The following is a 25,664-nucleotide window of genomic DNA, read 5'->3' as shown; positions in this document are numbered from 1 at the left end:
ACCAGCGGGCGGACGCGCACCGGTAGGCTGATGCACCGCGCCGCACGGCTGACGTGCCCGGCGCGTGGGGCCTGTAGCTCAGTTGGTCAGAGCGCCGCGCTTACACCGCGGAGGTCGTCGGTTCGAGACCGGCCGGGCCCACCACGACCACCCCCGCGCACCCGGCGTCATGACGCCGCGCACTCCTGCGACTGCTCCGTGAGGATCCACTCGGTGGTGGGGCGGGTCATGACGACCGTGCCGCAGCTGCCCGAGTCCACGTACGTCACGAGCAGCGTGGCGTCGGTCGCGGTCTCGCTCTGCACGTCGACGTCGACGTCCGCGCTCTGCCCGAGGGCCTGGTAGAGCGCCGCCGTCGCCGCGATCATCTCCGCGCAGGTGCCGACCTGCGTCGCGCCGCCGGCGTTGAGCTCGGCGATCATCCGGGCCTGCAGGTCGGGGGACAGCGCCGCGCACGCCGCGTCGACGTCGGGGACGCGCGACGCCGCCAGCCAGGCCAGGTACGCCTCGACCGCTCCCTGGGGCTGCGCGGGCTCGGGGGCGGGCTCCTGGGTCTCCTCCTGCGTGGGCGCTGCCGTCGCGACCGTCGTCGACCCCGCGGCCGGCGGTGCGGGCTTCTCCGTCTCGCTCCCGGGGGCGCACCCGCCGAGGACGACGGTGGTGCTCAGCAGGGCGACGGTGGCGACGGCCCGGGTGGTGACGTGCGGCATGGGGCGGGGTCTCCTGACGGGCGGTGGGACGGGCCTGCGGCGCACCGCAGCGGGGGTGGATCCCTGCGGGGCCGTGACGTGCGCGGACATCATCACCGGGGACGGGTGGCGCCGGGAAGGGGCGGCGGGAGTCCGATCGGGGTCCCGTTCTGAGACTCCTCCGAGATCCGCCCACGACGATCTGCTCCATGAGCATCCTCGTCGCGCCCCACGGACCCTCGACGCCGAGCCCCGCCCCGGCCCGGGTCCTGCCGGCGCGCGCCCCGCGCCGTCGGCCGCGTGGCGGTGCCGTCGTCCGGCTCGCCGTCGTCGGCGGGGCGCTCGCGGTGCTGCTGTTCTGGTGGTCGGGCACCCCGGCCGCCGTGGGGGCGACGCCGGGCGGGGCCCTGACGGCGGCCGGCGAGCTGGTGGGGCTGCTCGGCTCCTACCTGGTCTGCGTCCAGCTGCTGCTGATCGGGCGGGTGCCGTGGTTCGAGCGGGCGGTCGGGATGGACCGGCTCGTGGGCTGGCACCGGTCGCTGGGGACCACGGTGGTGCTGCTCGTGCTCACCCACGTCGCGCTCATGGTCGTCGGTGGCGCGCTGCTGGACCGGCAGGCGCTGTGGCCCGAGGCCCTGTCGCTCGTGGCAACCCAGCCGGAGATGCTCAGCGCCGTCGTGGGGACCGGGGTCTTCCTGGTGGTCGGCCTGTCGAGCGCCCGGCTCGCGCGTCGGGTGCTGTCGTACGAGGTCTGGTTCGCCCTGCACCTGTCGGTCTACGTCGGCATCTACCTGACGTTCGGCCACCAGGTTGCCGCCGGGACGCACTTCGTCGACTCGCCCCTGGCGCGCGCGACCTGGATCGGGCTGTACGTGGCGACGGCGGCGGCGCTGGTGACGTGGCGGGTGGTGCTGCCCCTGCTCGCGCACCGCCGGATGCTGCTCACCGTCGAGCACGTCGTCGACGAGGGCGCCGGCACGGTCAGCGTGTGGCTGCGCGGGCGGGGCGTCGACGAGCTCGGGGCCCGGGGCGGGCAGTTCGTGCTCGTGCGGTTCCTGACCCGCGGGCACTGGGGGACCGCACACCCGTACTCCCTGTCGATGGTCCCGACGACCGAGCACCTGCGGCTGACGGTCGCGGCGCTGGGCGACCACTCGGCGGCCGCGGCGCACCTGCGGCCCGGCACCCGGGCGGTCGTCGAGGGCCCGTTCGGGCAGTTCACCGCCGACCGGGCGACCGCGACCCGGTCGCTGCTGGTGGCGGGCGGCGCGGGGATCGGCCCGGTACGCGCGCTCGCGCAGGAGCTCGTCGCCTGCGGGCACGACGTCGTCGTGCTGCACCGGGCCCACGACACCGCGGGCCTGGCGCTGGCCCGTGAGTTCGCCGACGTCCCGGGTCTGCGGTACGTGCCGCTGCCGGGCCGGCGCGCCGACCTCGGGCACGACCCGCTCGACCCGCGGCACCTCGCCGCGCTCGTCCCCGACGTCGCCGGACGGGACGTCTTCGTCTGCGGCCCGGAGGGCTTGATGTCCGCCGTCATCACGGCGGCCCGTGCGCTCGGGGTCCCCCGCAGCGCGATCCACCACGAGGAGCTGAGCCTGTCATGACCGTCGCACGCTGGCGCGGAACACTCGTCTACACCGGGGCGGTCGCCGCGATCGGCACCGTCGCGCTGGCCCGGTTCGGGCCGCTCGTCGCCGCCGCACCGACCGCCGCGGAGACCGGGACGTCGGCCTCCGCCGCGGGCACCGGCACCGGCACGTCCGCCGGCACCGGTACCGCGACCGACCCGGGCGCTGCCGCGAGCCCCACCGACACCGCCACCCCGGCGGCGGGCTCGGACACGTCGAGCAGCGTGACCGTGGTCGGCTCGGTCGCGCAGACCCGCTACGGGCCGGTGCAGGTCCAGGTGACGTTCACCGGTGCGCAGATCATCGACGTCCAGACGCTCCAGTCGCCGAGCTCGCACCGCGAGAGCGCGCAGATCTCTGCGCGGGCGACGCCGGTGCTGGCCGACGAGGTCGTCGCGGCGCAGTCGGCGCAGATCGACACCGTCTCGGGCGCGACGTACACCTCAGCGGGGTACCGGGAGTCGGTGCAGTCCGCGATCGACCAGGTGGGCTGAGCGGTGCGCCGGACCGAGGTGGTGATGGGGGTCCCGGTGTCGGTCGACCTCCGGGCCGGTGGGGACGCCGCGGACGTCGAGCGGGCGTTCGCCGTGCTGCGCCGCGCCGACGAGCGGTTCAGCCCGTGCCGGCCGGACAGCGAGGTGCGGCGGCACGGCAGCGAGCCGGGCCCGGTCTCCGCGGACCTGGCGGAGGTCCTGCGGATCGCCGAGCGGGCCGAGCGGATCAGCGGCGGTGCGTTCACGGTGCGCGCGCCGGACGGGTCGCTGGACACCAACGGGGTCGTGAAGGGCTGGGCCGCGCAGCGCGCCGCGGACGTGCTCGTCGCCGCCGGCTGCACGAGCTTCTGCCTGAACGCCGGCGGCGACGTCGTCACCCGGGGGGAGCCGGAGCCCGGACGCCCGTGGCGCACGGGGGTGCGCGACCCTGCCGACCCGCGGCGGGTGGTCGCCGTCGTGGAGCTCCGGGACGGCGCCGTCGCGACCTCCGGCACCTACGAGCGCGGCGACCACGTGTGGGACGGGCGCACCGGCCGGCCCGCGCGCGGGCTGGCGGCGGCGACGGTCGTCGCGGCCGACCTGACGACGGCCGACGTCCTCGCGACGTGCGTCCTGGCGCTGGGCGAGGAGGGCGTCGCGTGGGCGCTCGCGCACGGCGCGTCGGCGGCGTTCGGCGTGCGGCCCGACGGCGGGGTGGTCCGCGGCACGGCGGTCAGCGGCACCGTGCTCAGCGGCGGGGCGTCGGGCGGCGCCCCGGACCCCGGGCCGGCAGCCGCAGCCTGACCGCGGTCCCCGTGCCCGTGGCGGTCCCGGTCGCGGGTCCGGCGTCGACCGCCCCGCCGTGCTGGGCGGCGACCTCCGCGACCAGGGCGAGGCCGAGGCCGTAGTGGCGCCGGGACGCGTCGTCGGGGCGGGCGACGCGCCGCGACGCGAACCGCTCGAACAGGTCGGCGCCGGCCGGGAGCCCGGGACCGTCGTCCTCCACGACGACCAGCACGTCCGCGCCGTCGCGCCGGACCTGGACCCGGACCTCCCGCGCGGCGTGGTCGAGCGCGTTGTCGACCAGCGCGGTGACCGCCCGCCGCACCGACACCGCCGCGACGTCCGCGACCACCGGTGGCCCGTCGTCGAGGACCAGTGCGAGCCCGCGCGCGTCCGCGGTGGCCGAGGCCGCCTCGACGACTCCTGCCGCCACGAGTGCGACGTCCGCCTCCGCGCGGTCGGCCGAGCGCGCGTCGGCCGCGACGAGCATGTCCTCCAGCACCGAGGTCAGCGCCCCGGCGTCCGCGACCAGCCCGTCCACGTCGGCCGGCAGGCGCGACCCCTCGGGAAGCCCGGGTTCGGCACGCACGTGCCGCCGCAGCAGCTGCGCGCGGGTGGTCAGCAGGGTCAGCGGGGTGCGCAGCTCGTGGCTCGCGTCCGCGACGAACCGGCGTTGCAGCGCGAGCGCCTCGATCGTCGGCCGCACGGCCCGGCGCCCCAGCCACGCGCCGCCGAGGCCCGCGAGCAGCACGCCGGCACCCCCGCCCGCGACCAGCGCCGTCACGAGCCGCTGCACCTCCTCGCGCGACTCGTGCGGGTCGAGCACCACTTGGACGGCTCCCGCGCGGGAGCGGGCGGTGAGCACGGTGAACGTGTCGCCGTCCCGCGTCTCCCGCGTCCAGCGCTCGGCGCCGGTGCGGGCGACCTCGGCCAGCACGGCGGTGTCGGGCAGCCCGTCGGGCATCCCCGGGGACACCTCGAGCCCGCGCGGCCCGTCGAGCGCGACCCACACGCCGGCGGGCACGTCCCGGACGTCGTCCACCGAGCGGGCCGTGCTCTGGAGCAGGTGCGCGCCCGCCTCGCGCTGGCTCTGCATGACCACCAGGACGACCAGCGTGCCGACGACCACCAGGCACCCGAGGACGAGCAGCGCCGTCTGCAGGCCGAGGCGACGGGCGGTGCGCCGCAGCCGGCGCTGCTCGGCCTCGGTCAGCGTCGTGCGGCTCACGCGCCACCGAGCCGGTACCCGAGACCGCGCACGGTCGACACGACGCCACGCCCGAGCTTGCGACGCAGGTAGTACACGTAGGTGTCGACGACCCCCTCGTCGTCCACGCCGTCGAACACCCGCGCGAGGATCTCGCCGCGCGAGAAGACCTGGCGCGGTCGACCGGCGAGCAGCGCGAGCAGCGAGCACTCCCGCTCGGACAGGTCGACCGCGGACCCGCCGGCCGACGTCACCCGGCGACCCCGGACGTCGAGCTCCCGGTCGCCGAACCGGAGCGCGTCGGCGAAGGGTGCCGCGGTGGCCGCCCGGCGCCGCAGGGCGCGCAGGCGGGCGGCGAGCTCGTCGAGGTCGAACGGCTTGGACAGGTAGTCCTCCGCGCCGGCGTCGAGCCCCGCGACCCGGTCCGCGGGGTTGCCCAGGGCCGACAGCACCAGCGTCGGCGTGGTGACGCCGCGCCCGCGCAGCCGGGCCAGCAGGTCGAGGCCCTCGATCGCGGGCAGGCCGCGGTCGAGCACGACGAGGTCGTAGGTCCGGGTCAGGCCGAGGTGCAGCCCGCGCTGCCCGTCCCGCGCGACGTCCACGGCGTAGCCCTCGTCGGTCAGGACCTCCTCGAGCATCGCGGCGAGCTGACGGTCGTCCTCGACCAGCAGCACACGGACGTCCGCAGACTCCATCTCCTCGCCTCCCGGGCGACATCGTAGGTCCGCGGTCGACCGGCCCGTGGTGCTGTCACCCCGCGCCGTCACCCCAGCGCCGTCACCCCCGCGCGCCCGCCTCCGCGACGGTGCGCAGCGCCCACCCGCCGTCCGCGTCGTCGTGCTGCACCGCGGCGAGCGCGGCCGCCATCGCCTCGAGCGCGTCGGCGGCGGGCAGTCCGATGCCGGCGAGGACCACGGGCCGCACGACGCGCGCGACCTCGTGCTTCGTCGCCGGGGCGTCGGAGCCGAGGACGAGGGTCCCGGGCGCGAACAGGTCGGCGGGGACGCCGTCGGCCCACGCGCCACCGAGGACCAGCAGCCCGGGGGCCAGCCGGTCGGTCGCGCGGGCGTCGTCCGGACCCGGCTGGGTCGGCAGGGCGGCGAGGCGCACGTCGGGGCGGGCGCCCCAGGGCCCGGCCGCCGCGAGGTGCAGCACGGTGCTCGCGGCGTCGGACCGCAGTGCCGCGCGGCAGCGGGCCGCCAGGGGTGCGGCCGACGGCAGGCCGGTCTCGGCGACCACGACCACGCCCCGGTCGCGCAGCTCGGCGGCGAGCACGGCCATCGGGCGGAACAGCGGGCCGTCCGCACGCAGACCGGCGTACCGGTGGAGCGTCGCCGTCGCGGGCTGCGTGACGGTCGGGCTCGGGGTGCGGGGCGCGGTCGTCTCCATGCCCTCCTGATCGGCGCCAGGACCGGGGGTCTGAGGCGGCGCGCGGCCGGGAGCGCGGGGCCCCGCTCATGCGGACCGGATGACGACAGGGCGCGGCGCGGGCGCCCATGCTGGTCAGAGCCTCGCCGGTGCACCCGCCCGGCCCGAGAGAGGGGCAGTGCCGTGGACGGCTTCATGCAGTGGTTCTGGTTGATGCTCTGGTGGTTCGTCTTCGTGATGTACCTGGTCCTGCTGTTCCGGATCCTCGGCGACCTCTTCGGCGACCGGGAGCTCAGCGGCTGGTGGAAGGCCCTGTGGGTCCTCGCGCTCGTCGCGCTGCCGTACCTGACGGCGCTGGTCTACGTGATCGCGCGCGGCAAGGGGATGGCCGAGCGGCAGATCGCGGGCGCCCAGAAGGCGCGCGCCCAGGCGGACGCGTACATCCGGGACGTCGCGGGCAGCTCGCCGACGGCCGAGATCGCCCGCGGCAAGGAACTCCTGGACCAGGGGGCGATCGACGCCCGGGAGTTCGCGGCCCTCAAGGCCAAGGCCCTCGCCTGACGGCGGGCGACCGTGCCGACGAGCCCCGCGGGCACCGGCCCCGCCGCTGCGACGACCCGGGACGTCGCCCGCCTGACCCTGCTCGCGGCGCTCGTCGGGCTGCCGACGGGCCTCGTCGCGCTGGCGTTCCTCGGCGCGGTGCACGAGGCGCAGCACCTGCTCTGGGACGTGCTGCCCGACGCGCTGGGGTCCGACGCACCGCCCGGGTACCTGGTGGTCGGGCTGCCGGTGCTCGGCGCGGTGCTGGTCGCTGCGGCCCGCACGCTGCCGGGTGACGGCGGGCACGGGCCCGTGCACGGGCTGGACCTGTCGCCGTCGCCGCCGTCGCACGCGGCGGGGGTGGCGCTCGCGGCCGGTGGGAGCCTGGCGTTGGGTGCGGTCCTCGGGCCGGAGGCGCCGCTGATCGCGCTCGGCTCGCTCACGGCGACGTGGGTGACGCGCCGGGTCCGGCTGGCGGGTCCGGCGCGCCAGGGGCTCGGGGTCGCGGGCGCCGCGGGGGCGATGTCGACGGTGTTCGGGGGTCCGCTGGTCGCGGGCGTGCTGCTGCTGGAGGGGGGTGGCGCGGCGATGGTGCCGGCGGTGCTGCTGCCCGCGCTCGTGGCGGCGGCGGTGTCGTTCCTGCTGGTCACGGGGGTGGGGGACTGGGCCGGCATCCCGACCGCGGGGATCACCGTGCCCGACCTGCCGGTCTACGGCGCCGTGCGGCCCGCCGACCTGCTGGTGGCCGTGGTGGTCGGGGCCGGCGCCGCGGTGCTGCTCGGGGTCGTGCACCGCGGTGCCGTCCGGCTGGACGACGCGCGGAACCGGGTCGGGCCAGCGCCGCTGCTGATCGGGTCCGGGCTGGCCGTGGGACTGCTGGCGTGGGTCGCCGGCGTGCTCGGGGCGGACCCGCAGGACGTGCTGTTCTCCGGCCAGGCGTCGGTGCCCGCGCTGCTGGCGGGGCCGTCGGTGGCCGTCGTGCTCGTCCTGCTCGCCGCGAAGGCGCTCGCGTACGCCGTCAGCCTCGGCGGCGGGTTCCGGGGCGGGCCGATCTTCCCGGCGGTGCTGCTGGGCGTGGGGCTCGCGGTGCTGGCCGGCGCGCCCGTCGGCACGCCGCCGACCGCCGCGCTCGCGATCGGCACCGCGGCGGGCATGGCGGCGATGTCCCGGCTGCCGCTGTCGGCGCTGCTGCTCGCGGCGCTGCTCGTCGGTCGGGCGGGGCTGGAGGCGCTGCCGGCCGCGGCGGTCGCGACGGCGGCGGCGTGGCTGGCGGCGCGGGCGCTGGACCGGGCGGCGCGCTGACGGCGCGCGGTCAGCCCGTCAGGCCCAGGTCCGCGAACGCCGCGACCAGGCCCTCGCGGTCCGGGCCCGCGGCGACGCGGTCCGCCACGGCCAGCAGCCGCGGGTCGGCGCCCTCGATGGCCACGCCGACGCCCGCGTGCGCGAGCATCTCCAGGTCGTTGAGCCCGTCGCCGAACGCGATCACGTCGGCGCGGTCGACGCCCAGGCGCGCGGTGACCGCCTCGATCCCGCGGGCCTTGTGCACGTCGCGCAGGTAGATCTCGCCGGCGGTGTCGCCGCGCGCCGCGACCGAGCTCGGCAGGATCCCGACCGCGTCCCCGATCTCGGCGAGCAGCACCTCGCGGGGCGAGCGCGCCGCGAAGTAGGTGACCTTCGCGAAGGAGCACCCGGTGAGGTCGTCGGACATCCGCAGGTCCGCGAGGATGTCCAGCGGCCGGTCCGCCGGGGTGCCCGGCGCGCGCAGGTGCCCGCGGAGCAGCTCCGTGAGCCGGCGGTCGACGCCCGGACGGCCGTAGAGCGCGTCCGGGGCCTCCAGCACGTACGCGGCGTCGTGGGCGTCGAGCACCGCGACCGTCCGCGCCGCGAGCTCCTCGGGGAACCGGGTGTCCACGAGCACCTCGCCGCCGAGCTCGACGAACCCGCCCGCCGAGGCGACCACCCCGTCGAACCCTGCCTCGAGGATCCGTGCGGGCAGCATCGCGGTCGGCCGGCCGGTGCACAGCAGCACCCGGTGCCCCGCGGCCCGGGCCGCCCGGACGGCGGCGACGTGCCCGGCGGGGACGACACCGTGGTCGGCGAACGTGCCGTCGACGTCGAGGAAGACGAGCTTGCGGGCGGTGGTCGGGGGAGCGGACGTCACGGCACGAGCCTGTCACGTCCGCCCGCGCCCGTGCTCACCGCCCGCCCAGCAGGGTCTGCGCGACGTCGGGCTCGACGAGCGCGCGCACGGCCGCGCGTCCGGCGACGGCGTCGGGGGCGTCGAGCGCCGCCGCGGCCATCGCCCGGCACTGCTCGAGGGTGTGGGCGCGCAGTGCGTACCGCACCGCGGGCACGCGCACGGCGGCCATCGACAGGCTGGTGATCCCCAGGCCGGCCAGCACCAGGGCCATCAGCGGGTCGTTCGCGGACTCGCCGCACACCCCGACCGGCTTCCCGGTCGCGACCCCGGCGGACGCCGTGGCGCGGACCAGGTCGAGCACCGCGGGCTGCCACGGGTCGAGCAGGTCGGCGAGCTCGCCGCGCAGCCGGTCGGCGGCCATCGTGTACTGCGCCAGGTCGTTGGTGCCGAGCGACACGAAGTCGACCTCGGCGAGCACGGCCGCCGCGCGCAGGGCCGCCGCCGGGACCTCGACCATGACGCCGACCTTGGTGATGCCGGCGGCCCGGGCCGCGGTCGCGAACGCGCGCGCCTCCGCGGGGGTCGCGATCATCGGGGCCATCACCCACACGTCGTCGCGACGCCCGGGCGGCAGCGCGGTGACGGCGGCGCCGAGCGCCTCGAGCTGGCGCTCGACGATGCCCGGCAGCGACCGGACGAGCCGGTAGCCGCGCACGCCGAGGGCGGGGTTCTCCTCGTCGGACTGGTGCGCGAACGCCAGGGGCTTGTCCGCCCCGGCGTCCAGGGTGCGGATGACGACCTTCCGGCCGGCGTAGGCCGCGACGACCTCCGCGTAGGCGGTGGTCTGGTCGGCGACGGACGGCTCGGTGCGCGCGTCGAGGAACAGCACCTCGGTGCGGAACAGGCCGATGCCCTCGGTCCCGTCGGCGGCGGCGCGCGCGTCGGCGGGGGTGCCCACGTTCGCGAGCAACGGGACGGCGTGCCCGTCGGCGGTGGCGCCCGAACCCGTGAGCGCGGCGATGGTGCGCTCGCCCGCGGCGCGCCGGTCGACCTCCGCGACGGCGTCCGGCGACGGGTCCGGCACGACGGTGCCCGCGGCGGCGTCGACCAGCACCGGGGTGCCGGCGGTCAGCGTGCCGGCGCCCGCGACGCGGACCACGCAGGGCAGGCCGAGCTGGCCGGCGACGATCGCGGTGTGGCTGGTCGGGCCGCCGAGCTCCGTGACGATCGCGGCGACCAGGTCGAGGTCGAGCGCGGCGGTGTCGGCGGGGGACAGGTCGTCCGCGACGACGACGGCCCGCTCGGTCAGCGTGAGGCCGGGGGCGGGCACGCCGAGCAGCCGGGCCACGACGCGGTGCCGGACGCTGCGCAGGTCGGTGGCGCGCTCGGCGAGGTCCCCGCCGGCGGCGGTGAACACCGCGGCGAACCCCTCGACGGCCCGGTCGACGGCGGTCGCGGGCCCGGTGCCCGCGTGCACCAGGCGCACGGCCTCGGCGGCGAGCGCGGGGTCGCCGGCCATCGTGGCCGCGGCGGCGAGCATCTGCGCGAGGTCGGGGTTGCCGCTCGCGGCGGACCGGGCGCGCAGGTCGTCGCCGACCGCCGCCAGCGCCGCGCGCACCTCGGCCTCGGCCGCGGCGGGGTCCGCGGCGGCGGGCTCGTCGGCGGGGACCACCGGCGGCGGGGTGACGACGGCGACCGGGGCGACCGCCAGGCCGCGTCCGACGCCGATCCCGTGCAGCGTGGTGCCTCGAGACATCTCAGGTTCCCTTCGTCGACGACCGCCCGACGGTGGGCGGACCGTGCCAGGGCAACAAAAAAGACCTGAGGCGCCGGCGCGTGCCGGATCCTCAGGTCTTGCCTGATCTCGCTCAGTGACAACCCTGGTGAGGACCAGTTCTACGGGCGGGCGCAGGGTCCCGTCAAACCCCGGCTCGGGCGCCGCCGCCGGGCGCGTCCGTGAGATCACCCGACGCCCGGACCTACGGCACCGTAGGGTAGGGGTATCCGCACGGCCGAGCGTCCGCTCACCACCCCGGCTGGGAAGTCGAACCGACTCCCCGCAGGAGCGTGCCAGTGCCCCCCAGCGCCACGACCGTCGCCCCCCGTCGTCCCCGCCAGGAGGCGGCCACCGGCAGCTACCAGCAGCTTCTCCGCGAGCGTGCGCGAGGAGGGCCTCCTCGACCGGACCCACGGGTTCTACGTCGGGCTGCTGGTCGTGCTGGGCCTGCTGCTGGCCGGTGCCGTCGCCGGGTTCGTGCTGCTCGGCGACTCGTGGTTCCAGCTGCTGGTCGCGGGCGGTCTGGGTCTGCTGCTCACGCAGTTCGCGTTCGTCGCCCACGAGGCGTCGCACCGGCAGGTGCTGCGGTCCGGGCGCGCGAACGACCGGCTCGGGCGGGTGCTCGCCAACGGCGTCGTCGGGATCAGCCACTCGTGGTGGATGTCCAAGCACAGCCGGCACCACGCGAACCCGAACCGCATCGGCAAGGACCCGGACATCGAGATGGACACCGTCTCGTTCCTCCCGGAGTCCGCGGCGACCCGCACCGGCCTCATGGCCGCGCTGACCCGGGTGCAGGGCTGGGCGTTCTTCCCGCTGCTGCTGCTCGAGGGCGTGAACCTGCACCTCACGTCGATCCGGTCGCTCGTCGGCCGCGAGGCGCCGAAGGACGGCCGCACGCGCGAGCGCGTCCTGGAGCTGGCCGTCCTGGCCGTGCGCCTGAGCGTCTACGTGTTCGTGGTGCTGTGGTTCCTGCCGCTCGGGCTCGGCTTCGCGTTCCTCGGGGTGCAGCTCGCGGTGTTCGGCGTCTACATGGGCGCGTCGTTCGCGCCGAACCACAAGGGCATGAAGATCATCCCGGCCGACAGCAAGATCGACTTCCTGTCCAAGCAGGTGCTGACGTCGCGCAACATCCTCGGCGGCCGGTGGATGAGCCTGCTCATGGGCGGCCTGAACTTCCAGATCGAGCACCACCTGTTCCCGAGCATGCCGCGCCCGCACCTGGTCCGCGCCCGGGAGATCGTCCGGGACCACTGCCGCACGCACGGCGTGCCGTACACGGAGACGACCCTGGTGAACTCGTACCGGATCGTCGTGCGGTACCTCAACGAGGTCGGCCTCGCGGCGCGCGACCCGTTCGACTGCCCGATGGTCCGGCAGTTCCGCAACGTCTGACCCGGCGTCCGCCCCCGGGCCACACGGGTACGCAAGAGCCCCCCACGACCTCGGTCGTGGGGGGCTCTTGTGAAGACGGCGCTCAGATCAGAGCGGCGTGATCTCCGACGCCTGCGGGCCCTTGGGGCCCTGCGTGACCTCGAACTGGACCTTCTGGCCCTCGTCGAGGGAGCGGTAGCCGCTCGTCGTGATCGCCGAGTAGTGGGCGAAGACGTCCGGGCCGTCGCCGTCGGGGGCGATGAAGCCGAAGCCCTTCTCAGCGTTGAACCACTTCACAGTTCCGGTAGCCATGTGAGCTCCTTCAGGTAGGTACGACCCCAGACGACCCAGGACCGGTATTCACGGTGGGGTTTCGTCCGTCGCCCGAACGGGCGATCGAAGACTCAAGCACTGCGACTACCCGTACAGGATAGCCCGGTTTCGGCCCGACATGCGAGAGGGTCCGTCGGGGGGCTCGGCCGGACCCGTACTGTGGCGGCATCCGCAGCGGGCCCCCGCTCGGCCGCCACCACTGACGCCGGAGCGCCTGTGACCACCACGCCCGCCGTGACCGACGACGTCCCCGTGCAGCGCCGGCCCAACGCCGTCGTCGCCTCGTACCAGGAGCTGTCCGCGCAGGTGCGCGCCGAGGGTCTGCTGGACCGCACGCCCCGGTTCTACGTCGGTCTGCTGGTCGTCCTCGGGGGGCTGCTGGCCGGTCTCGTCGTCGCGTTCGTGGCGATCGGGGACTCCTGGTACCAGCTGCTCGTCGCGGCGGGGCTCGGCGTCGTCCTGACCCAGTTCGCCTTCGTCGCGCACGAGGCCTCGCACCGCCAGGTGCTCGCCACCGGTCCCGCGAACGACCGGCTCGGCCGGGTGCTCGCGAACGGCGTCGTCGGCGTGTCGCACTCCTGGTGGGTGTCGAAGCACAACCGCCACCACGCCAACCCGAACCGCGTCGGCAAGGACCCGGACATCGACATGGAGGCGCTGGCGTTCCACCCCGACGCCGCGGCGACCCGCACCGGCCTGCGCGCGGCGTTCGCGCGGGTGCAGGGCTGGGCGTTCTTCCCGCTGCTGCTCCTCGAGGGCCTGAACCTGCACGTCACGTCCGTGCGGTCGACGCTGACGAGCGACCCGACCCGCGACGGCGGCCGCAGCGCGCAGGTCCGCGAGCTCGTGGTGCTCGCGCTGCGCCTGTCGCTGTACGTCGCGGCGGTGCTGTGGTTCCTGCCGCTGGGGCTCGGGCTCGCGTTCCTCGGGGTGCAGCTCGCCGTGTTCGGCGTCTACATGGGGGCGTCGTTCGCGCCGAACCACAAGGGCATGCCGATCGTGCCGGCCGACAGCAGGCTGGACTTCTTCTCCAAGCAGGTGCTGACGTCGCGCAACATCCTCGGCGGCACGTGGATGAGCACGCTGCTCGGCGGGCTGAACTACCAGGTCGAGCACCACCTGTTCCCGAGCATGCCGCGCCCGCACCTCGCGCGGGCCGCCGAGATCGTCCGCGACCACTGCCGGGCGCACGGCGTGCCGTACACCGAGACGACGCTGCTGCGGTCCTACGGGATCGTCGTGCGGTACCTCAACGAGGTCGGGCTCTCCGCGCGCGACCCGTTCGACTGCCCGATGGTGGGGCGCTTCCGGCGGGTGTGACCCGGCTGGTACGGTCCGGCGGTCAGGTAAGGCTCACCTCACCGATCGCCGGAGGACCCGTGGCACGCCAGGACGACAGCACCCGCCGCAAGCCCGAGGTGTCGGAGCTGCTGACGCTGCACGTGCTGCGGACGCAGCGGCTGTCCACCGGGTTCGTGCGCGTGACCCTCGGCGGCGGTGACATCGCGCGGTTCCGCCCGATGGGGTTCGACCAGTGGTTCCGGCTGTTCATCCCCGTCGCCGACGAGGCCGACCTGGCGCGGCTGCCTCAGCGCCTCGACACGCTCGCGTACCTCCGGTACCTGACGATCGCCCGGACCCGGCGCCCGGTGCTGCGGAACTACACGGTGCGCGCCCACCGTCCCGACGGGCCCCAGGGCCCCGAGCTCGACGTCGACTTCGTGGTGCACGGCTCGGTGGCGGACGGCACCTCCGGCCCCGCGGCGACCTGGTCGCAGACCTGCGCGCCCGGGGACGCGGTCGCGGTCCTCGACGAGGGCACGACCTACCCCGCCGCGGCGCACGACGACGTGCTGCTGGTCGCCGACGAGACCGGGCTGCCCGCGGTCGCCGGGGTGCTGGCGTCCCTACCCGTGCGCACTCGCGGGACGGCCGTCGTCGAGGTCCCGCACGCCGACGACCGGCAGGAGCTCGCCGGCCCGCCCGGGGTCGACGTGCGCTGGGTGGTCCGCGACGACCCGAACGCCGTCGCCGGCCCCGCCGCGCTGGCCGTCGTCGAGGCGCTGCCCGTGCCGGCCGGCCCGGTGACCGCGTGGGTCGTGGGGGAGCAGGCCCTCGTCGCCGGTGCGCGCCGGCACTGGGTCGCCGCGGGCGTGCCGAAGGGGGACATCGCGTTCTGCGGCTACTGGAAGGCCGCCCGCACCCGCGCCGCCGCCTGACGCCGCGCCGCCCCTCCCGCGCCCCGCGCTGCCCTGCCGCGCCCCGCGCCGCCCTGCCGCGCCCCGCGCGGTTCGACGAGAGGTCACGACACGCGGGTCGGACGGCCCCGGGACCAGCATGTCGTGACCACTCGTCGGGCCCTCGGCGCGGAAGGGGGCAGGGCAGCGGGTCGGAGCCTCGGGTCAGACCGGGGCGATGAGGTCCGGGCGGTCGTTCGCGACGTTGCCGACGGCGCGGCCCACCTCGCGCGGGGTCAGGTGCGGCTCGGGGACGTGCACGAGCATCGCGCCGACCTCGTCGGGCGCCGTCACCGTCGGGTCCAGCCAGCCGTCCCAGAGGTCGCGGGGCAGCAGCACCGGGCAGCGGTCGTGGATGTGCCCGAGGGCGTCCGTCGCGGGGCGGGTGATGATCGTGACGGTCCACAGCCAGCGGGTCGGGTCGTCGTCGGCCTTGGCGTGGTCCCGCCACAGCTCGTACAGGCCCGCGGCGGCCAGCGGCTCCGCGCCGTGCAGGTAGTACGGCGTCTTCGGGCCGTGGTCGTTCGCCTGCCACTCGTAGTAGCCGTCCATCGGCACCAGCGCCCGGCGCCGCGCGGCGGCCTTCCGGAACGCCGGCTTGTCGAGCACGGTCTCCGAGCGCGCGTTGATCATCCGCGACCCGATCGACACGTCCTTCGCCCAGGACGGCACCAGCCCCCAGCGGACGGTGCGCAGCTGGCGCTGCGGCCCGTCGTCCTCCACCCGTTCCAGCACGACGGGCACGTCCTGGGTGGGGGCGACGTTCCAGGACGGACCCCGGTGCTCGCCGAGGATCCGGTCGACCACGAGGTCCCGCTCGAGCTCGTCGGCGGCGCGGGTCTGCGCGTAGCGGCCACACATGCAGCACAGTGTCGGCCCCGCGCGCCCGGCGGGCCAGCGGTCGTAGGCTGCCGGGGTGCGAGCGACTCTGATCCACGGCCCCCGCGACATCCGCCTCGAGGAGGTCCCCGACCCCACGATCCAGCAGCCGACCGACGCCGTCGTGCGGGTGGTGGCGTCCTGCGTGTGCGGGTCCGACCTGTGGCCGTACCGGGGGGTGCGGCCCACCGAGCGGCCGCGCCGGATCGGGCACGAGTTCGTCGGCGTGGTCGAGGAGGTCGGCGCCGACGTGCGGACCCTGCGCCCGGGGCAGTTCGTGGTCGCGCCGTTCACGGTGTCCGACGGCACCTGCGTGCACTGCCGGAACGGGTTCCCGACGTCCTGCGAGCACGGCAGCGGCTGGGGCGGGGACGACGCCGAGGGCGTGTTCACCGATGCCGGCCAGGGCGAGTACGTGCGGGTGCCGCTGGCGGACGGGACGCTGGTCGCGATGCGCGAGCACCCGGACGCCGACCTGCTGCCGGGCGTGCTCTCGCTGACCGACGTGATGGGCACCGGGCACCACGCGGCCGTGTCCGCGGGGGTCCGGCCGGGGTCGACCGTGGCGGTCGTCGGCGACGGTGCCGTGGGCCTGTGCGCGGTGATCGCCGCCCACCGGCTGGGCGCCGAGCGCGTGATCGCGCTGTCCCGGCACGCGTCCCGGCAGGCGCTGGCGCGCGAGTTCGGCGCGACCGACGTCGTCGAGGAGCGCGGCGACGAGGGCGCCGCGGCGGTGCGGGACCTGCTGGGCGGCGTCGGCGCGGACCACGTGCTGGAGTGCGTCGGCACCAAGGAGTCGATGCAGCAGGCGCTCGACACCGCACGCCCCGGCGGGCAGGTCGGCTTCGTCGGCGTCCCCGCGGGCGGGCCGGAGCTGCCGGTGCGCCAGCTGTTCGCCACGAACGTCGGCGTCCGCGGCGGGATGGCCCCGGTGCGCGCGTACATCGAGGAGCTCGCCGACGAGGTCTGGTCCGGCGCGATCCGGCCCGGCAAGGTGTTCGACCTGGTCCTCGGCCTGGACGACGTCGCCGAGGCGTACGCCGCGATGGACGAGCGCCGCGCGATCAAGTCGATGCTGCTGCCCTGAGCGGCGCGCCCGGTAGGTTCGCCCCGTGAGCCCTGACACCCGCGGTCCCGTCGCCACGCTGGCCGACGTCGTGCGGCTGCTCGACCGCCGCTACCCGCCGGGCACGGCCGAGTCCTGGGACCGTGTCGGCCTCGTCACCGGCGACCCGGACCAGCCCGTGCGCCGCGTCCTGCTGGCGGTCGACCCGCTGGCGTCGGTCGTGGACGAGGCGGTGGCCTGGGGCGCGGACCTGGTGGTCGTGCACCACCCGCTGCTGCTGCGCGGAGTCCACTCCGTGGCGGCCACGTCCGCGAAGGGCGCGCTGCTGCACCGGCTGGTCCGCGCCGGGATCGCGCTGTACACCGCGCACACCAACGCCGACGCCGCGGACGGCGGCGTGGCCGACGCCCTGGCCCGGCTGGTCGGGCTCGAGGGCCTGTGGCCGCTGGTGCCCGCGCCCGCCGAGGCGCTCGACAAGCACGTCGTGTTCGTCCCCGCCGGCGACGCGGAGCGGCTGGTCGACGCGCTCGCCGCCGCCGGCGCGGGCGCGCTGGGGGAGTACGCCCGGTGCGCGTGGACGTCGACGGGCGAGGGCACGTTCACGCCCGGCCCGGACGCGCGGCCCGCGATCGGCACGCCCGGAGCGGTCGCCCGCGTCGTCGAGGCCCGCGTCGAGATGATCGCCCCGCGGCGGTCGCGCGCCGCGGTCGTCGCCGCGCTGCGCGCCGCGCACCCGTACGAGGAGCCGGCGTTCGACGTCCTGGAGCTGGCCCGGTGGGACGGCCCGACCGGCACCGGGCGGGTCGGGCACCTCGCCGAGCCGCTGCCGCTGCGTGCGTTCGCCGAGCGGGTGGCCGCCGTGCTGCCCGCCACCGAGCAGGGCATCCGGTTCGCCGGGCCGCCGGACGCGACGGTGCGGACCGTGGCGGTCGTCGGCGGCTCCGGCGACTCCCTGTTCGACGCGGTCCGGTCGGCCGGCGCCGACGCCTACCTCACCGCCGACCTGCGTCACCACCCCGCCTCCGAGCTGCGTGAGCGGGCCGAGTTCGAGGCCCGCGGCACGGCCGCCAGCCCGCCCTACCTGGTGGACGCCGCCCACTTCGCCTCCGAGTGGCCGTGGCTGACCGGGGCGGCGGACCACCTGCGCGCCGACCTCGCCGCGCACGGCACTACGGTGGAGACCCGCGTCAGCACCCTGCGCACCGATCCGTGGACCGGCCGCGTCCCGAGCCGAGCGCCCCTCGACCCGTCGGAAGGACACCCCTCGTGACCAAGGCCACCCCGCAGGACCAGAAGCGCCTGCTCGACCTGCAGGCGCTGGACACCAAGCTCGACCAGCTCACCCACAAGGCGCGGACGCTGCCGCAGCACGCCCGGATCACCGAGCTCAGCGGCCGGATGGCGGACCTCGACACCGCGATCGCCGCGTCCCGGACCGCCGTCGGCGACCTGCGCCGCGAGCTCGCGAAGGCCGAGTCCGACGTGCAGCAGGTCCGCGACCGCGCCGCCCGCGACCAGGCGCGGCTCGACTCGGGCGCCGGCTCGGCCAAGGACCTGCAGGCGCTGCAGAGCGAGCTCGTGTCCCTCGGCAAGCGGCAGGGCGACCTCGAGGAGGTCGAGCTCGAGGTGATGGAGCGGCTGGAGGCCCACGAGGGCACGCTGGCCGAGCTGACCACCGCGCACGCCGCGCTGCTCAACGACCGCGCGGCCGTCGAGGCGGAGCGCGACGCCGAGATCGGGGTGCTGACGCAGCAGGCGCAGCAGGTCCGGGCCGAGCGCGTGGCGATGGCCGAGCCGCTGGACGACAAGCTGCTCGCGCTCTACGACAGGCTGCGCGGTCGCCTCGGCGGCGTCGCCGTCGCCGCCCTGCGCCGCGGCCGGTCCGAGGGCAGCGGCATGCCGGTCCCCGGCACCGAGCTCGCGAAGATCAAGGCCACCCCGGAGGACGAGATCGTGTACTGCGAGGACTCGGGCCGGATCCTGGTCCGCGGCGAGGACGCGTTCTGATGGCCGCCGACGGTCCGGCCGACGCCCGCGCGCCGCGGCGGGAGCGCCCGTCCGGCGCAGCACCGCGGTTCGACGACGCCCAGCCGGTCACCGTCATCCTGGTCCGCCACGGCCAGACCGAGATGACCGTGTCCCGCGGCTACTCGGGCTCGTCCGAGCCGGGCCCGTCGCTGACCGACCACGGGCGCGCGCAGGCCGCCGCGGCCGCGGAGCTCGTCCGCCGCGTCGGGCACGACCTGTGGGGCGACGTGCCGTTCCCCACCGAGCTGATCGCGTCGCCGATGGTCCGTACGCAGGAGACCGCCGCCGTCATCGGCGAGCGGCTCGGACTCGCCCCGCGGGTCGACGCGGCGTTCCAGGAGGCCGACTTCGGCGCCTGGCAGGGGCTCACCGCGGAGGAGATCGAGGCCCGGTGGCCCGGGCAGCTCGAGCCGTGGCACACCCGCGCCGACGTGCGACCCGACGGCGGGGGCGAGTCGATCGCCGACGTCGGCGTCCGCATCGGCGCCGGCCTCGACGCGCTGCTCGCCGCCGGCACCGACCGCACCGTGGTCGTCGTGTCGCACGCCGTGGCGATCCGCGCCGCGCTGGGCCGCACGATGGGCGCGCAGCCCGGGTCGTGGAGCCAGCTGCGGGTCGCGCCCGCGTCGGTGAGCATCGTCCGGCTGTTCGAGGACAAGCGCGACGAGGTCGCGGTGGCCGGGGCCCCCAGCGAGGGCTGGGCCGCGCGAGGCTGACCCGCGCCCGCGCCCGCGCCCGCGCGGCGCCGGCGCCGGCGCCGGCCGGGCCCGTCAGACCGGCGGGTCGACCGGTCTCGCCGGCACCCGCACGCCGGGCACCCCGCCGCCGGACCAGCGCTGCCGGGCGTGACCGGGCAGGGCGCGTGCGGCGGCCAGCCCGATGACGACGCCCAGGGCGATCGCGACCATCGTCGCCGCCGTGGTGACCAGCGTGGACAGCCCGCTCGAGTCGCCCTCCAGCAGGCTGGTCACACCCACGAGGCCGAGCGTCCCGGGCACCAGCATCCAGAACGCCGGCAGGAACGACGCCAGCGGCGACGGCCCGGACGGGAACCGCGCGACCGTCAGCGCGACCGGCGTCATCGCGAGCGCCCCGACCAGCGCGGACAGCACCCCGCCGAGGAACGCGCCGCCGACCACCTGCGCGCCGTACGCGACCGTCAGCACCAGGACCACCCAGCCGATCGTCCGGGGCCGGCCGCACCGGTAGACGACCGTCCCCGCGCCGAACAGCGCCACCCCCAGCCACGGGGCCACCGGCCCGAGGGCCTGGCTCCCGCTGCCGAGGTCCACCGCCGGGACGCCGACGAGGGCGGCCGCGGCGATGATCCCCCCGGCCAGCACGACCAGCTGCATCGTCCCCGCCGCGACCCGGCCGGCGCCGGAGAGCATCTGCCCGGTCGCCAGCTCGATCACCCCGGTGGTGAGCAGCCCGCCGGGCAGGAACAGCGCCAGCGGGGCGACGAGCGCCGGCAGCACGCCGAGGTCGGGGACCACCCGGGCGAGCAGCAGCACGGCGCCCGACACCGCGAACGCGGACGCGACGGTCATCACGACCTCGACGCCCGTCGGCATCGCCCCGACCGCGAGCTGGGACGCGCCGACGGCGAGCCCGAGCGCCCCGGCGACCAGCAGGTCCACCCACGAGCCGCCGAGCAGGGCCGCCAGGCCGACCGACAGCATGAGGTAGCCGCCGAGCCGCGCCAGGGTGCCGAACGGGGGCGCGCCGGCCCGCAGGAACGCGATCCGCGCGGTCGTGTCGGCGGGCGTGGCGTCGCCGGTGGTCGCGTCGTGCAGGACGTCGGCGAGCTCGTCGACCTGGTGCAGCAGCAGCGGGCGACGCCCGGTCGACACCACGGCGGTCGCGACCGACGAGCCGTCCGGCACCGACACGAGCAGCGCCGTGGGCAGCACCACCGTCTCGACGCCCACGACGCCGTGCGCGGTCGCGACGTCCTCGAGGGTGTCCGCGACGGAGGACACGGTGTGGCCGGCGTCGATCATCGCCTCGCCGGCGACCACCAGCAGGCGCAGCACGTCCGCGGGCGTGGCGTCGTCGCCGGTGCCGGCGGTGGTGGCCGGCGCCGGGTCGTCGGAGCGGGACCGGCGGGCGCTCACGACGACGACCGCGACGGCGGCCGCGACGACGACACCCAGTGCCGCCAGCACCTGGGCCCAGGGGACGGACGTGGTCGTCACGACCGGCGGGGTGCTGAACCGGCGGGGGCCGGTGCCGGTGCCGCCGGAGGCGTCGTCGGTCGGCGCCGGGGTGGTCGTGCTGCTCGGCGTCGGTGACGGTGCCGGCTCGGGCGTCGCGGTCGGCGCGCTGCTGGCCGACGCGGACGGCTGCGGCTGCGGCTGCGGCACCGCGGTGGCCGAGGGCGCCGGCTGCGCCGGGGTACGGCTCGGGGCGGGGGACGGGACCGCGCTGGGCGTCGGCGACGGGGACGCGGCGGGCGCCTCCGGGACGACGAGCTGGTCGTCGGTGACGCTCGCGCGGGCACCGGCCGCACCGAGGGCACCCAGGACCCCCGCGAGGGCGAGCAGCAGGACCAGGAGCACCGCCGCGCCCCGTGCGGCGCCGTTCCGTCGCATGCCGCTGCTCCCTGCGTGGTGCTCGAGGTGGGTCCGCGACCGGTCGTGCGGCGCGTCTGCCGACCACCGTAACCGGCGAGACGTCGAGCGGCCGCCCGGTCGGGGGTCAGGCCACGACGAGCGAGAGCGTCGCGGGGCCGGCGGCGGGGGTGTCGAGCTCGACCGCGAGCAGCTCCGTGCCGACCAGCTCCCCGGCGACCCGCGCCAGGTCCCGCGGCGTCGTCGGGGCGTTCCCGCGGCGGGACACCAGGTGCCGGGTCAGGACGCCACGGGTGTGCTTGGCGTGGTGCGACACGACGGAGCGCCGCCCGGCGACCTCCCGCAGCACCCGCACCTGCACCCACGACCGCTGCGCCGCGCGCTCCGGCCGCCACGCGGCCAGGTACGTGGCCGAGCGGCAGTCCACGACCAGCTCGCCCGACGCGGCGCGCGCGTCCAGCACCTCGCGCAGCGGCTCGCGCCACGCCGCCGCCAGCGGCCCGACCCCCGGCAGGTCCACGCCCATCGACAACCGGTACGCCGGGATGCGGTCCTCCGGGCCCACCAGGCCCCAGAGCCCCGAGACCACCCGCACCGCGTCCGCGGCCCGACGCCGCGCGGTCGGCGTCAGCCGGTCCAGCCCCGCCGCCGCGTACAGCACGCCGGTGTACACGTGTCGCGCCTGCGCCGTCGGGGCGGTGCGCAGGTCCAGGTTCCGGGCCACCTCGTCGGCGATCCCCGCGCCCACCCCCAGCACGTCCACCGCGTCCGGCCGCGCGCTCGCCGCGACCAGCGCGTCGAGCACCGCCTCGCGGGTCGGACCCAGCGCGGGGGAGGACAGGGACGCCAGGTCGAGGGCGTCGCCGCGCACCGGCGCGGTCTTGCCCTCGGACGGGGGGAGCAGGATCAGCACGGGCTGCACTGTAGGCGAACCCGCCCGCGGCGCCCGCCGGACGTGTGAGGATCGGACCCGTGACCGCGAGCCTGCTCGATGCGACCACGCGGCTCTGGGTCCGCGTGACGGGACGCACCGTCGACCTGGCCCGGACACCGTGGCTCCAGGGCCCGGTGGGCGACGCCACCCACGTCGGCGCCGACTGGCTCGCCGCCGAGGGCGCGCGCCTCGGAGCGACGGTCGCTCCCGCCACCGACGGCTCGGGTCCCGACCGCGGGCTGCTCGCGTCGATGGCGGCGCTCGACCGGCCCGGGTTCGCCGCCGAGGCGCTCGCGGACCCGGTCCGCCGGTTCTACGAGCGGACCAGCCGGTGGCGGCTCGACGCCTGGGTCGGGTGGGCGCCGTGGGCGTGGCCGTTCGGCTGGGCTGTCGCGGCGCTGTTCGCCCGCCGGCTCGACCAGCTGGCGCTGCCGATGCGCTCGCTCGACCTCGCGCACGGCATGTCCAGCGCGGTGACCCCGCTGACCCGGGACGGCGAGCAGGTCGGGGCCCTGTGGCTCCGCCGCCTGCGGCGCACCGGCCGGATCGTGTTCAGCGGCCTGTACGGGGTCGTCACCCTCCCCGGCTCCGGTGAACCCGCGGTCCGGGTCGCGTTCCCGCTGCCCGCGGGTCGGCTGGTGGTCCTGCTCCGGCCCGTCGCGCGGCCCGACGGCTCGCTCCTGCTGACCTCGGGCCCCGGTGCCTGGGGGGAGCCCGGCGCGTACCTGGTGGTGGAGGGCCGGCGGCGGGTCCGGGCGCGGCGCATCCCGGTGCACGAGGAGTTCCACGTGCTGCTCGACGCCGAGGGGGTGCTCCGGACCGACCACCGGCTCGACCTCGGCCCGCTCCCCGTGCTGCGCCTGCACTACCGCCTGACGGAGACCTGACCCGGACCTGACCCGGACCCGCCGAGGGGCGTGCGCGGGCGTGTAGTCTGACCGGCGCGGATGAGCTGGCCAGGCGGCCGCGTCGAGCCCTCGGGCTCGCCGAGGAACGTCCGGGCTCCGTAGAGCAGGGTGGTGGGTAACACCCACCCGGGGTGACCCGCGGGACAGTGCCACAGAGAACAGACCGCCGACCACGACCCTCGGGCCGAGGTCGGTCAGGGTGAAACGGTGGTGTAAGAGACCACCAGCGTGCCGGGCGACCGGTGCGGCTAGGTAAACCCCACCCGGAGCAAGACCAGACAGGGAGCGTTCGAGGGCTGCTCGCCCGAGCTTCCCGGGTAGGTCGCTGGAGGCGTGCGGCAACGTACGTCGTAGATGGATGGCCGCCACCCGCGCGAGGGCAACCACGCGCGGGGACAGAACCCGGCGTACCGGCCAGCTCATCCGCACTCGTCACGCCGTCGGGCGCCCGGCGGGCGTCGACGTCAGGGTGCTGCGGCGGTCGCACCTGCGGGTTCGCACCTGGGAGACTGTCGGCCGTGAGCACGCACCGCACCCCGCCCGGCCCGCTCGACACCGACGCCGCGACCGCCATGTGGCAGGACTACGTCGTCGCCCACCCCGAGGCGGTGCGCGCGGGCGACGAGTACGTGGTCGACCGGTTCGGGGACTCCGTCGAGCTGAGCGACCAGCTGCTCGGCGTCGTCCGGCACGGTCAGAAGCGGGCGACGGCCGAGCTGGTCGACGAGTTCGCGCACCGCGGCGAGGAGCTGCCGCGGGTCGGCGCGCACTGGGTGGCGTGCGACGGGCGCGGCGCCCCGCAGCTGGTGCTCCGCACGGTCGAGCTGCGGATCGCGACGTTCCGGGAGGTCGACGCCGACTTCGCGTTCGACGAGGCCGAGGACGACCGGAGCCTCGCGAGCTGGCGCACCCAGCACCGCATCTACTGGGAGCGGACCTGCGCCGCGCGGGGTGCGACCTGGAGCGAGCAGGACGAGATCGTGCTGGAGCGGTTCCGGGTGGTGTGGCCGCCGGAGGCCGCGGACTGATCCGTCCGCACCGGGCGTCGCCGCGCGGTGGGGAAATCGCTCGCCCGGCCCGCCCCCGCCCGGCACGATGCCGGGATGCACCTGCGACCGGCGACCGCGTCCGACCTCCCGCTGCTCGAGCTGCTGCTGGTGGCGGCGTTCAACTGGACCGGGGAGACGCGGGTGACGCTGGAGCAGGTCCGGTCGGATCCCGACCACCGGCGGCATCTCGCCGGGTGGGGGCGGCCCTCGGACGTCGGGACGGTCGCGGTGGCCGCGGGCGGAGAGCCGGTGGGTGCGGCGTGGGCGCGGGTCGTGCCGGCCGAGCAGGCGGGGTACGGGTTCGTCGCCGAGGACGTCCCCGAGCTCGGTCTCGGTGTGCTCGCGCCGTACCGGGGACGACGGATCGGTGCCGCGGTGCTCGACGCGCTGCTGGCGCAGCTCCGGAGTGCCGGGTACGACGCGGTCAGCCTGAGCGTGGAGGACGGGAACGACGTCGCCCGGCGGATGTACGAGGCGCGCGGGTTCCGGGTCGTCGGCCGCGAGGGCGGGTCGGACACGCTGCTGCTCGACCTCTGAGGTCGACCTCCAGACAGTACAGCGGACCATGTACTGTCGGTCGGGTGGAGACCGTCACCCTCACGCACACCGCCGCGCTCGCCCGGCTCGGGCACGCGCTGTCGGACCCGACCCGCGCCCGCGTCCTGCTCGCACTCCGCGAGGCGCCGGCCTGCCCGTCCGACCTGGCGGACGCGCTCGGCGTGTCCCGGCAGGTGATGTCGAACCAGCTGGCGTGCCTGCGCGGCTGCGGGCTCGTCACGGCGGTCCCCGAGGGACGACGCACCTGGTACCGGCTCGCCGACGAGCAGCTCGCGCCCGCGCTCGGCGGCCTGCTCGGCCTCGCGCTGGCGGTGGACCCGTCCTGCTGCGCCGACGACTGCACCTGCGCATGACCGCCGCCGCGCACCCGCTGCCCGCGGACCGGGGCGCCGTCCTGCGGCGCCGGATCCGGTGGGTCGTCGCCGGCACGATCGCGTACAACGTCGTCGAGGCGGTCGTGGCGATCTCCGCCGGGCGCGCGGCGTCGTCGTCGGCGCTGATCGGCTTCGGGCTGGACTCGGTGGTCGAGGTGCTGTCCGCGGCCGCCGTCGCGTGGCAGTTCGCGGCGCCGGACCCCGAGTCCCGGGAGCGGACCGCGATGCGGCTGATCGCGGTGTCGTTCCTCGGGCTGGCCGCGTTCGTCACGGTGGACGCGGTGCGGTCGCTGGTGACGGGCGCGCGGCCCGACGGGTCCACGGTCGGCGTCGTGCTCGCGGCCGTGAGCCTGCTCGTGATGCCGGCGCTGTCCTGGGTCGAGCGCCGCGCCGGGACCGAGCTGGGGTCCGCCTCCGCCGTCGCCGACTCCCGGCAGACCCTGCTCTGCTCGGTGCTGTCCGCGGTGCTGCTGCTCGGGCTGCTGCTGAACGGCACCGTCGGCTGGTGGTGGGCGGACCCGGTCGCGGCGCTGCTGATCGCGGCGTTCGCCGTGCGCGAGGGCGTGGAGGCCTGGCGGGGCGACGCGTGCGGGACGCCCCTGGCGGAGCTGGTCGGCGACGGTCGGCACGGGCGCTGACCGGCGCGCGCCGGGCCGGAAGTCCCACCCCGGACGCCCCTGACACGTCACCCTGGAGTGGGCTGGAGGTGACGGCCCGCCGGAGCAGGTGCAGGGGGACGACCG

27 protein-coding genes, 1 tRNA gene and 1 other RNA gene are annotated in these 25,664 nt (G+C 76.6%); 19 read left to right on the top strand and 10 right to left on the bottom strand.

Annotation, left to right across the window (positions count from 1 at the left end; genetic code table 11):
- Positions 1–67: 67 nt before the first annotated feature.
- A tRNA-Val gene (locus tag AC1VL8_RS16425) sits at positions 68–144 on the top strand.
- 23 nt (positions 145–167) lie between these two features.
- Here AC1VL8_RS16425 and AC1VL8_RS16420 read toward each other — a convergent pair.
- Positions 168–710, bottom strand: coding sequence for a hypothetical protein (locus tag AC1VL8_RS16420; protein ID WP_483075910.1), 543 nt, complete (start codon positions 708–710; stop codon positions 168–170).
- Between the two features lie 188 nt (positions 711–898).
- Here AC1VL8_RS16420 and AC1VL8_RS16415 point away from each other — a divergent pair, with 188 nt between their 5' ends.
- The 3 genes from AC1VL8_RS16415 to AC1VL8_RS16405 are packed head-to-tail and all read left to right on the top strand — an operon-like array spanning position 899 to position 3,597.
- On the top strand, positions 899–2,296 hold the full coding sequence (locus AC1VL8_RS16415) for a ferredoxin reductase family protein (RefSeq protein WP_483075909.1): 1,398 nt from the start codon (positions 899–901) through the stop codon (positions 2,294–2,296).
- Positions 2,293–2,814: an FMN-binding protein gene (locus tag AC1VL8_RS16410; RefSeq protein ID WP_483075908.1), complete on the top strand. Its 522-nt coding sequence runs from the start codon at positions 2,293–2,295 to the stop codon at positions 2,812–2,814. The genes AC1VL8_RS16415 and AC1VL8_RS16410 overlap by 4 nt, the downstream gene beginning before the upstream one ends.
- Before the next feature lie 3 nt (positions 2,815–2,817).
- Positions 2,818–3,597: an FAD:protein FMN transferase gene (locus AC1VL8_RS16405; RefSeq protein ID WP_483075907.1), complete on the top strand. Its 780-nt coding sequence runs from the start codon at positions 2,818–2,820 to the stop codon at positions 3,595–3,597.
- Here the strand turns inward: AC1VL8_RS16405 and AC1VL8_RS16400 are convergent.
- From AC1VL8_RS16400 to AC1VL8_RS16390, 3 genes are all read right to left on the bottom strand, one after another.
- Positions 3,542–4,804: a sensor histidine kinase gene (locus AC1VL8_RS16400; protein ID WP_483075906.1), complete on the bottom strand. Its 1,263-nt coding sequence runs from the start codon at positions 4,802–4,804 to the stop codon at positions 3,542–3,544. The genes AC1VL8_RS16405 and AC1VL8_RS16400 overlap by 56 nt on opposite strands.
- Complete coding sequence (locus AC1VL8_RS16395; protein ID WP_483075905.1) at positions 4,801–5,478, bottom strand: response regulator transcription factor; 678 nt, start codon at positions 5,476–5,478, stop codon at positions 4,801–4,803. The genes AC1VL8_RS16400 and AC1VL8_RS16395 overlap by 4 nt, the downstream gene beginning before the upstream one ends.
- An 82-nt stretch (positions 5,479–5,560) precedes the next feature.
- Positions 5,561–6,172 carry a hypothetical protein gene (locus tag AC1VL8_RS16390; RefSeq protein ID WP_483075904.1) on the bottom strand — a complete coding sequence of 204 codons (612 nt, stop codon included), beginning with the start codon at positions 6,170–6,172 and terminating at the stop codon, positions 5,561–5,563.
- Between the two features lie 162 nt (positions 6,173–6,334).
- Between AC1VL8_RS16390 and AC1VL8_RS16385 the strand changes: the two genes are divergently transcribed.
- Both AC1VL8_RS16385 and AC1VL8_RS16380 read left to right on the top strand, forming a co-directional pair.
- The gene (locus AC1VL8_RS16385; protein WP_483075903.1) at positions 6,335–6,712 is read left to right on the top strand and encodes a PLDc N-terminal domain-containing protein; all 378 of its coding nucleotides are present in this window, start codon (positions 6,335–6,337) and stop codon (positions 6,710–6,712) included.
- Between the two features lie 12 nt (positions 6,713–6,724).
- Positions 6,725–7,993 carry a chloride channel protein gene (locus AC1VL8_RS16380; RefSeq protein WP_483075902.1) on the top strand — a complete coding sequence of 423 codons (1,269 nt, stop codon included), beginning with the start codon at positions 6,725–6,727 and terminating at the stop codon, positions 7,991–7,993.
- A 10-nt stretch (positions 7,994–8,003) separates the two neighbouring features.
- On the opposite strand, the gene AC1VL8_RS16375 is transcribed toward AC1VL8_RS16380, so the two are convergent.
- Positions 8,004–8,852, bottom strand: a complete 849-nt coding sequence (locus tag AC1VL8_RS16375; RefSeq protein WP_483075901.1) for an HAD hydrolase family protein — start codon at positions 8,850–8,852, stop codon at positions 8,004–8,006.
- 34 nt (positions 8,853–8,886) lie between these two features.
- Entirely contained in the window at positions 8,887–10,587 is a 1,701-nt protein-coding gene (locus AC1VL8_RS16370) for a putative PEP-binding protein (protein WP_483075900.1), read from the bottom strand.
- A 402-nt stretch (positions 10,588–10,989) separates the two neighbouring features.
- Here AC1VL8_RS16370 and AC1VL8_RS16365 point away from each other — a divergent pair, with 402 nt between their 5' ends.
- A complete protein-coding gene (locus AC1VL8_RS16365) occupies positions 10,990–12,003 on the top strand; it encodes a fatty acid desaturase family protein (RefSeq protein ID WP_483075899.1) in 1,014 nt (337 codons plus the stop codon).
- Positions 12,004–12,090: 87 nt separating this feature from the next.
- Here the strand turns inward: AC1VL8_RS16365 and AC1VL8_RS16360 are convergent, their stop codons facing one another.
- The gene (locus AC1VL8_RS16360) at positions 12,091–12,294 is read right to left on the bottom strand and encodes a cold-shock protein (RefSeq protein WP_213283010.1); all 204 of its coding nucleotides are present in this window, start codon (positions 12,292–12,294) and stop codon (positions 12,091–12,093) included.
- Positions 12,295–12,531: 237 nt separating this feature from the next.
- Here AC1VL8_RS16360 and AC1VL8_RS16355 point away from each other — a divergent pair, with 237 nt between their 5' ends.
- Together AC1VL8_RS16355 and AC1VL8_RS16350 are read left to right on the top strand one after the other, a co-directional pair.
- Complete coding sequence (locus tag AC1VL8_RS16355; RefSeq protein ID WP_483075898.1) at positions 12,532–13,635, top strand: fatty acid desaturase family protein; 1,104 nt, start codon at positions 12,532–12,534, stop codon at positions 13,633–13,635.
- 59 nt (positions 13,636–13,694) lie between these two features.
- Positions 13,695–14,534: a siderophore-interacting protein gene (locus AC1VL8_RS16350; RefSeq protein ID WP_483075897.1), complete on the top strand. Its 840-nt coding sequence runs from the start codon at positions 13,695–13,697 to the stop codon at positions 14,532–14,534.
- 183 nt (positions 14,535–14,717) lie between these two features.
- On the opposite strand, the gene AC1VL8_RS16345 is transcribed toward AC1VL8_RS16350, so the two are convergent.
- On the bottom strand, positions 14,718–15,413 hold the full coding sequence (locus tag AC1VL8_RS16345; RefSeq protein WP_483075896.1) for an SOS response-associated peptidase: 696 nt from the start codon (positions 15,411–15,413) through the stop codon (positions 14,718–14,720).
- A 55-nt stretch (positions 15,414–15,468) separates the two neighbouring features.
- Here AC1VL8_RS16345 and AC1VL8_RS16340 point away from each other — a divergent pair, with 55 nt between their 5' ends.
- From AC1VL8_RS16340 to AC1VL8_RS16325, 4 genes are read left to right on the top strand one after another with little or no spacing between them, the layout of a single operon-like run.
- Complete coding sequence (locus AC1VL8_RS16340; RefSeq protein WP_483075895.1) at positions 15,469–16,518, top strand: zinc-dependent alcohol dehydrogenase family protein; 1,050 nt, start codon at positions 15,469–15,471, stop codon at positions 16,516–16,518.
- 25 nt (positions 16,519–16,543) lie between these two features.
- Positions 16,544–17,767 carry a Nif3-like dinuclear metal center hexameric protein gene (locus AC1VL8_RS16335; RefSeq protein WP_483075894.1) on the top strand — a complete coding sequence of 408 codons (1,224 nt, stop codon included), beginning with the start codon at positions 16,544–16,546 and terminating at the stop codon, positions 17,765–17,767.
- On the top strand, positions 17,764–18,504 hold the full coding sequence (locus AC1VL8_RS16330) for a zinc ribbon domain-containing protein (protein WP_483075893.1): 741 nt from the start codon (positions 17,764–17,766) through the stop codon (positions 18,502–18,504). The genes AC1VL8_RS16335 and AC1VL8_RS16330 overlap by 4 nt, the downstream gene beginning before the upstream one ends.
- Positions 18,504–19,241 (top strand): histidine phosphatase family protein, encoded by a 738-nt coding sequence (locus AC1VL8_RS16325; RefSeq protein ID WP_483075892.1) that lies wholly within the window; start codon positions 18,504–18,506, stop codon positions 19,239–19,241. Before AC1VL8_RS16330 ends, AC1VL8_RS16325 begins: the two co-directional genes overlap by 1 nt.
- A 54-nt stretch (positions 19,242–19,295) precedes the next feature.
- On the opposite strand, the gene AC1VL8_RS16320 is transcribed toward AC1VL8_RS16325, so the two are convergent.
- Together AC1VL8_RS16320 and AC1VL8_RS16315 are read right to left on the bottom strand one after the other, a co-directional pair.
- On the bottom strand, positions 19,296–21,119 hold the full coding sequence (locus AC1VL8_RS16320; protein ID WP_483075891.1) for a threonine/serine exporter family protein: 1,824 nt from the start codon (positions 21,117–21,119) through the stop codon (positions 19,296–19,298).
- A gap of 106 nt (positions 21,120–21,225) precedes the next feature.
- Positions 21,226–22,011 (bottom strand): YaaA family protein, encoded by a 786-nt coding sequence (locus tag AC1VL8_RS16315; RefSeq protein ID WP_389230105.1) that lies wholly within the window; start codon positions 22,009–22,011, stop codon positions 21,226–21,228.
- A 59-nt stretch (positions 22,012–22,070) separates the two neighbouring features.
- Here AC1VL8_RS16315 and AC1VL8_RS16310 point away from each other — a divergent pair, with 59 nt between their 5' ends.
- From AC1VL8_RS16310 to AC1VL8_RS16285, 6 genes are all read left to right on the top strand, one after another.
- Positions 22,071–22,919 (top strand): hypothetical protein, encoded by an 849-nt coding sequence (locus tag AC1VL8_RS16310; RefSeq protein WP_483075890.1) that lies wholly within the window; start codon positions 22,071–22,073, stop codon positions 22,917–22,919.
- Positions 22,920–22,980: 61 nt separating this feature from the next.
- An RNA gene (rnpB, locus tag AC1VL8_RS16305) (RNase P RNA component class A) lies at positions 22,981–23,366 on the top strand.
- Between the two features lie 92 nt (positions 23,367–23,458).
- On the top strand, positions 23,459–23,968 hold the full coding sequence (locus tag AC1VL8_RS16300; RefSeq protein ID WP_483075889.1) for an ASCH domain-containing protein: 510 nt from the start codon (positions 23,459–23,461) through the stop codon (positions 23,966–23,968).
- Between the two features lie 75 nt (positions 23,969–24,043).
- Entirely contained in the window at positions 24,044–24,526 is a 483-nt protein-coding gene (locus tag AC1VL8_RS16295) for a GNAT family N-acetyltransferase (RefSeq protein WP_483075888.1), read from the top strand.
- A gap of 44 nt (positions 24,527–24,570) precedes the next feature.
- Positions 24,571–24,900 (top strand): ArsR/SmtB family transcription factor, encoded by a 330-nt coding sequence (locus tag AC1VL8_RS16290; protein WP_389230089.1) that lies wholly within the window; start codon positions 24,571–24,573, stop codon positions 24,898–24,900.
- Complete coding sequence (locus AC1VL8_RS16285; protein ID WP_483075887.1) at positions 24,897–25,559, top strand: cation efflux transmembrane domain-containing protein; 663 nt, start codon at positions 24,897–24,899, stop codon at positions 25,557–25,559. Before AC1VL8_RS16290 ends, AC1VL8_RS16285 begins: the two co-directional genes overlap by 4 nt.
- Positions 25,560–25,664: the final 105 nt, after the last annotated feature.

The sequence above is a fragment of the Cellulomonas sp. KU4C genome (assembly GCF_056868065.1).
This window is presented reverse-complemented; position numbering and strand designations above follow the sequence as displayed.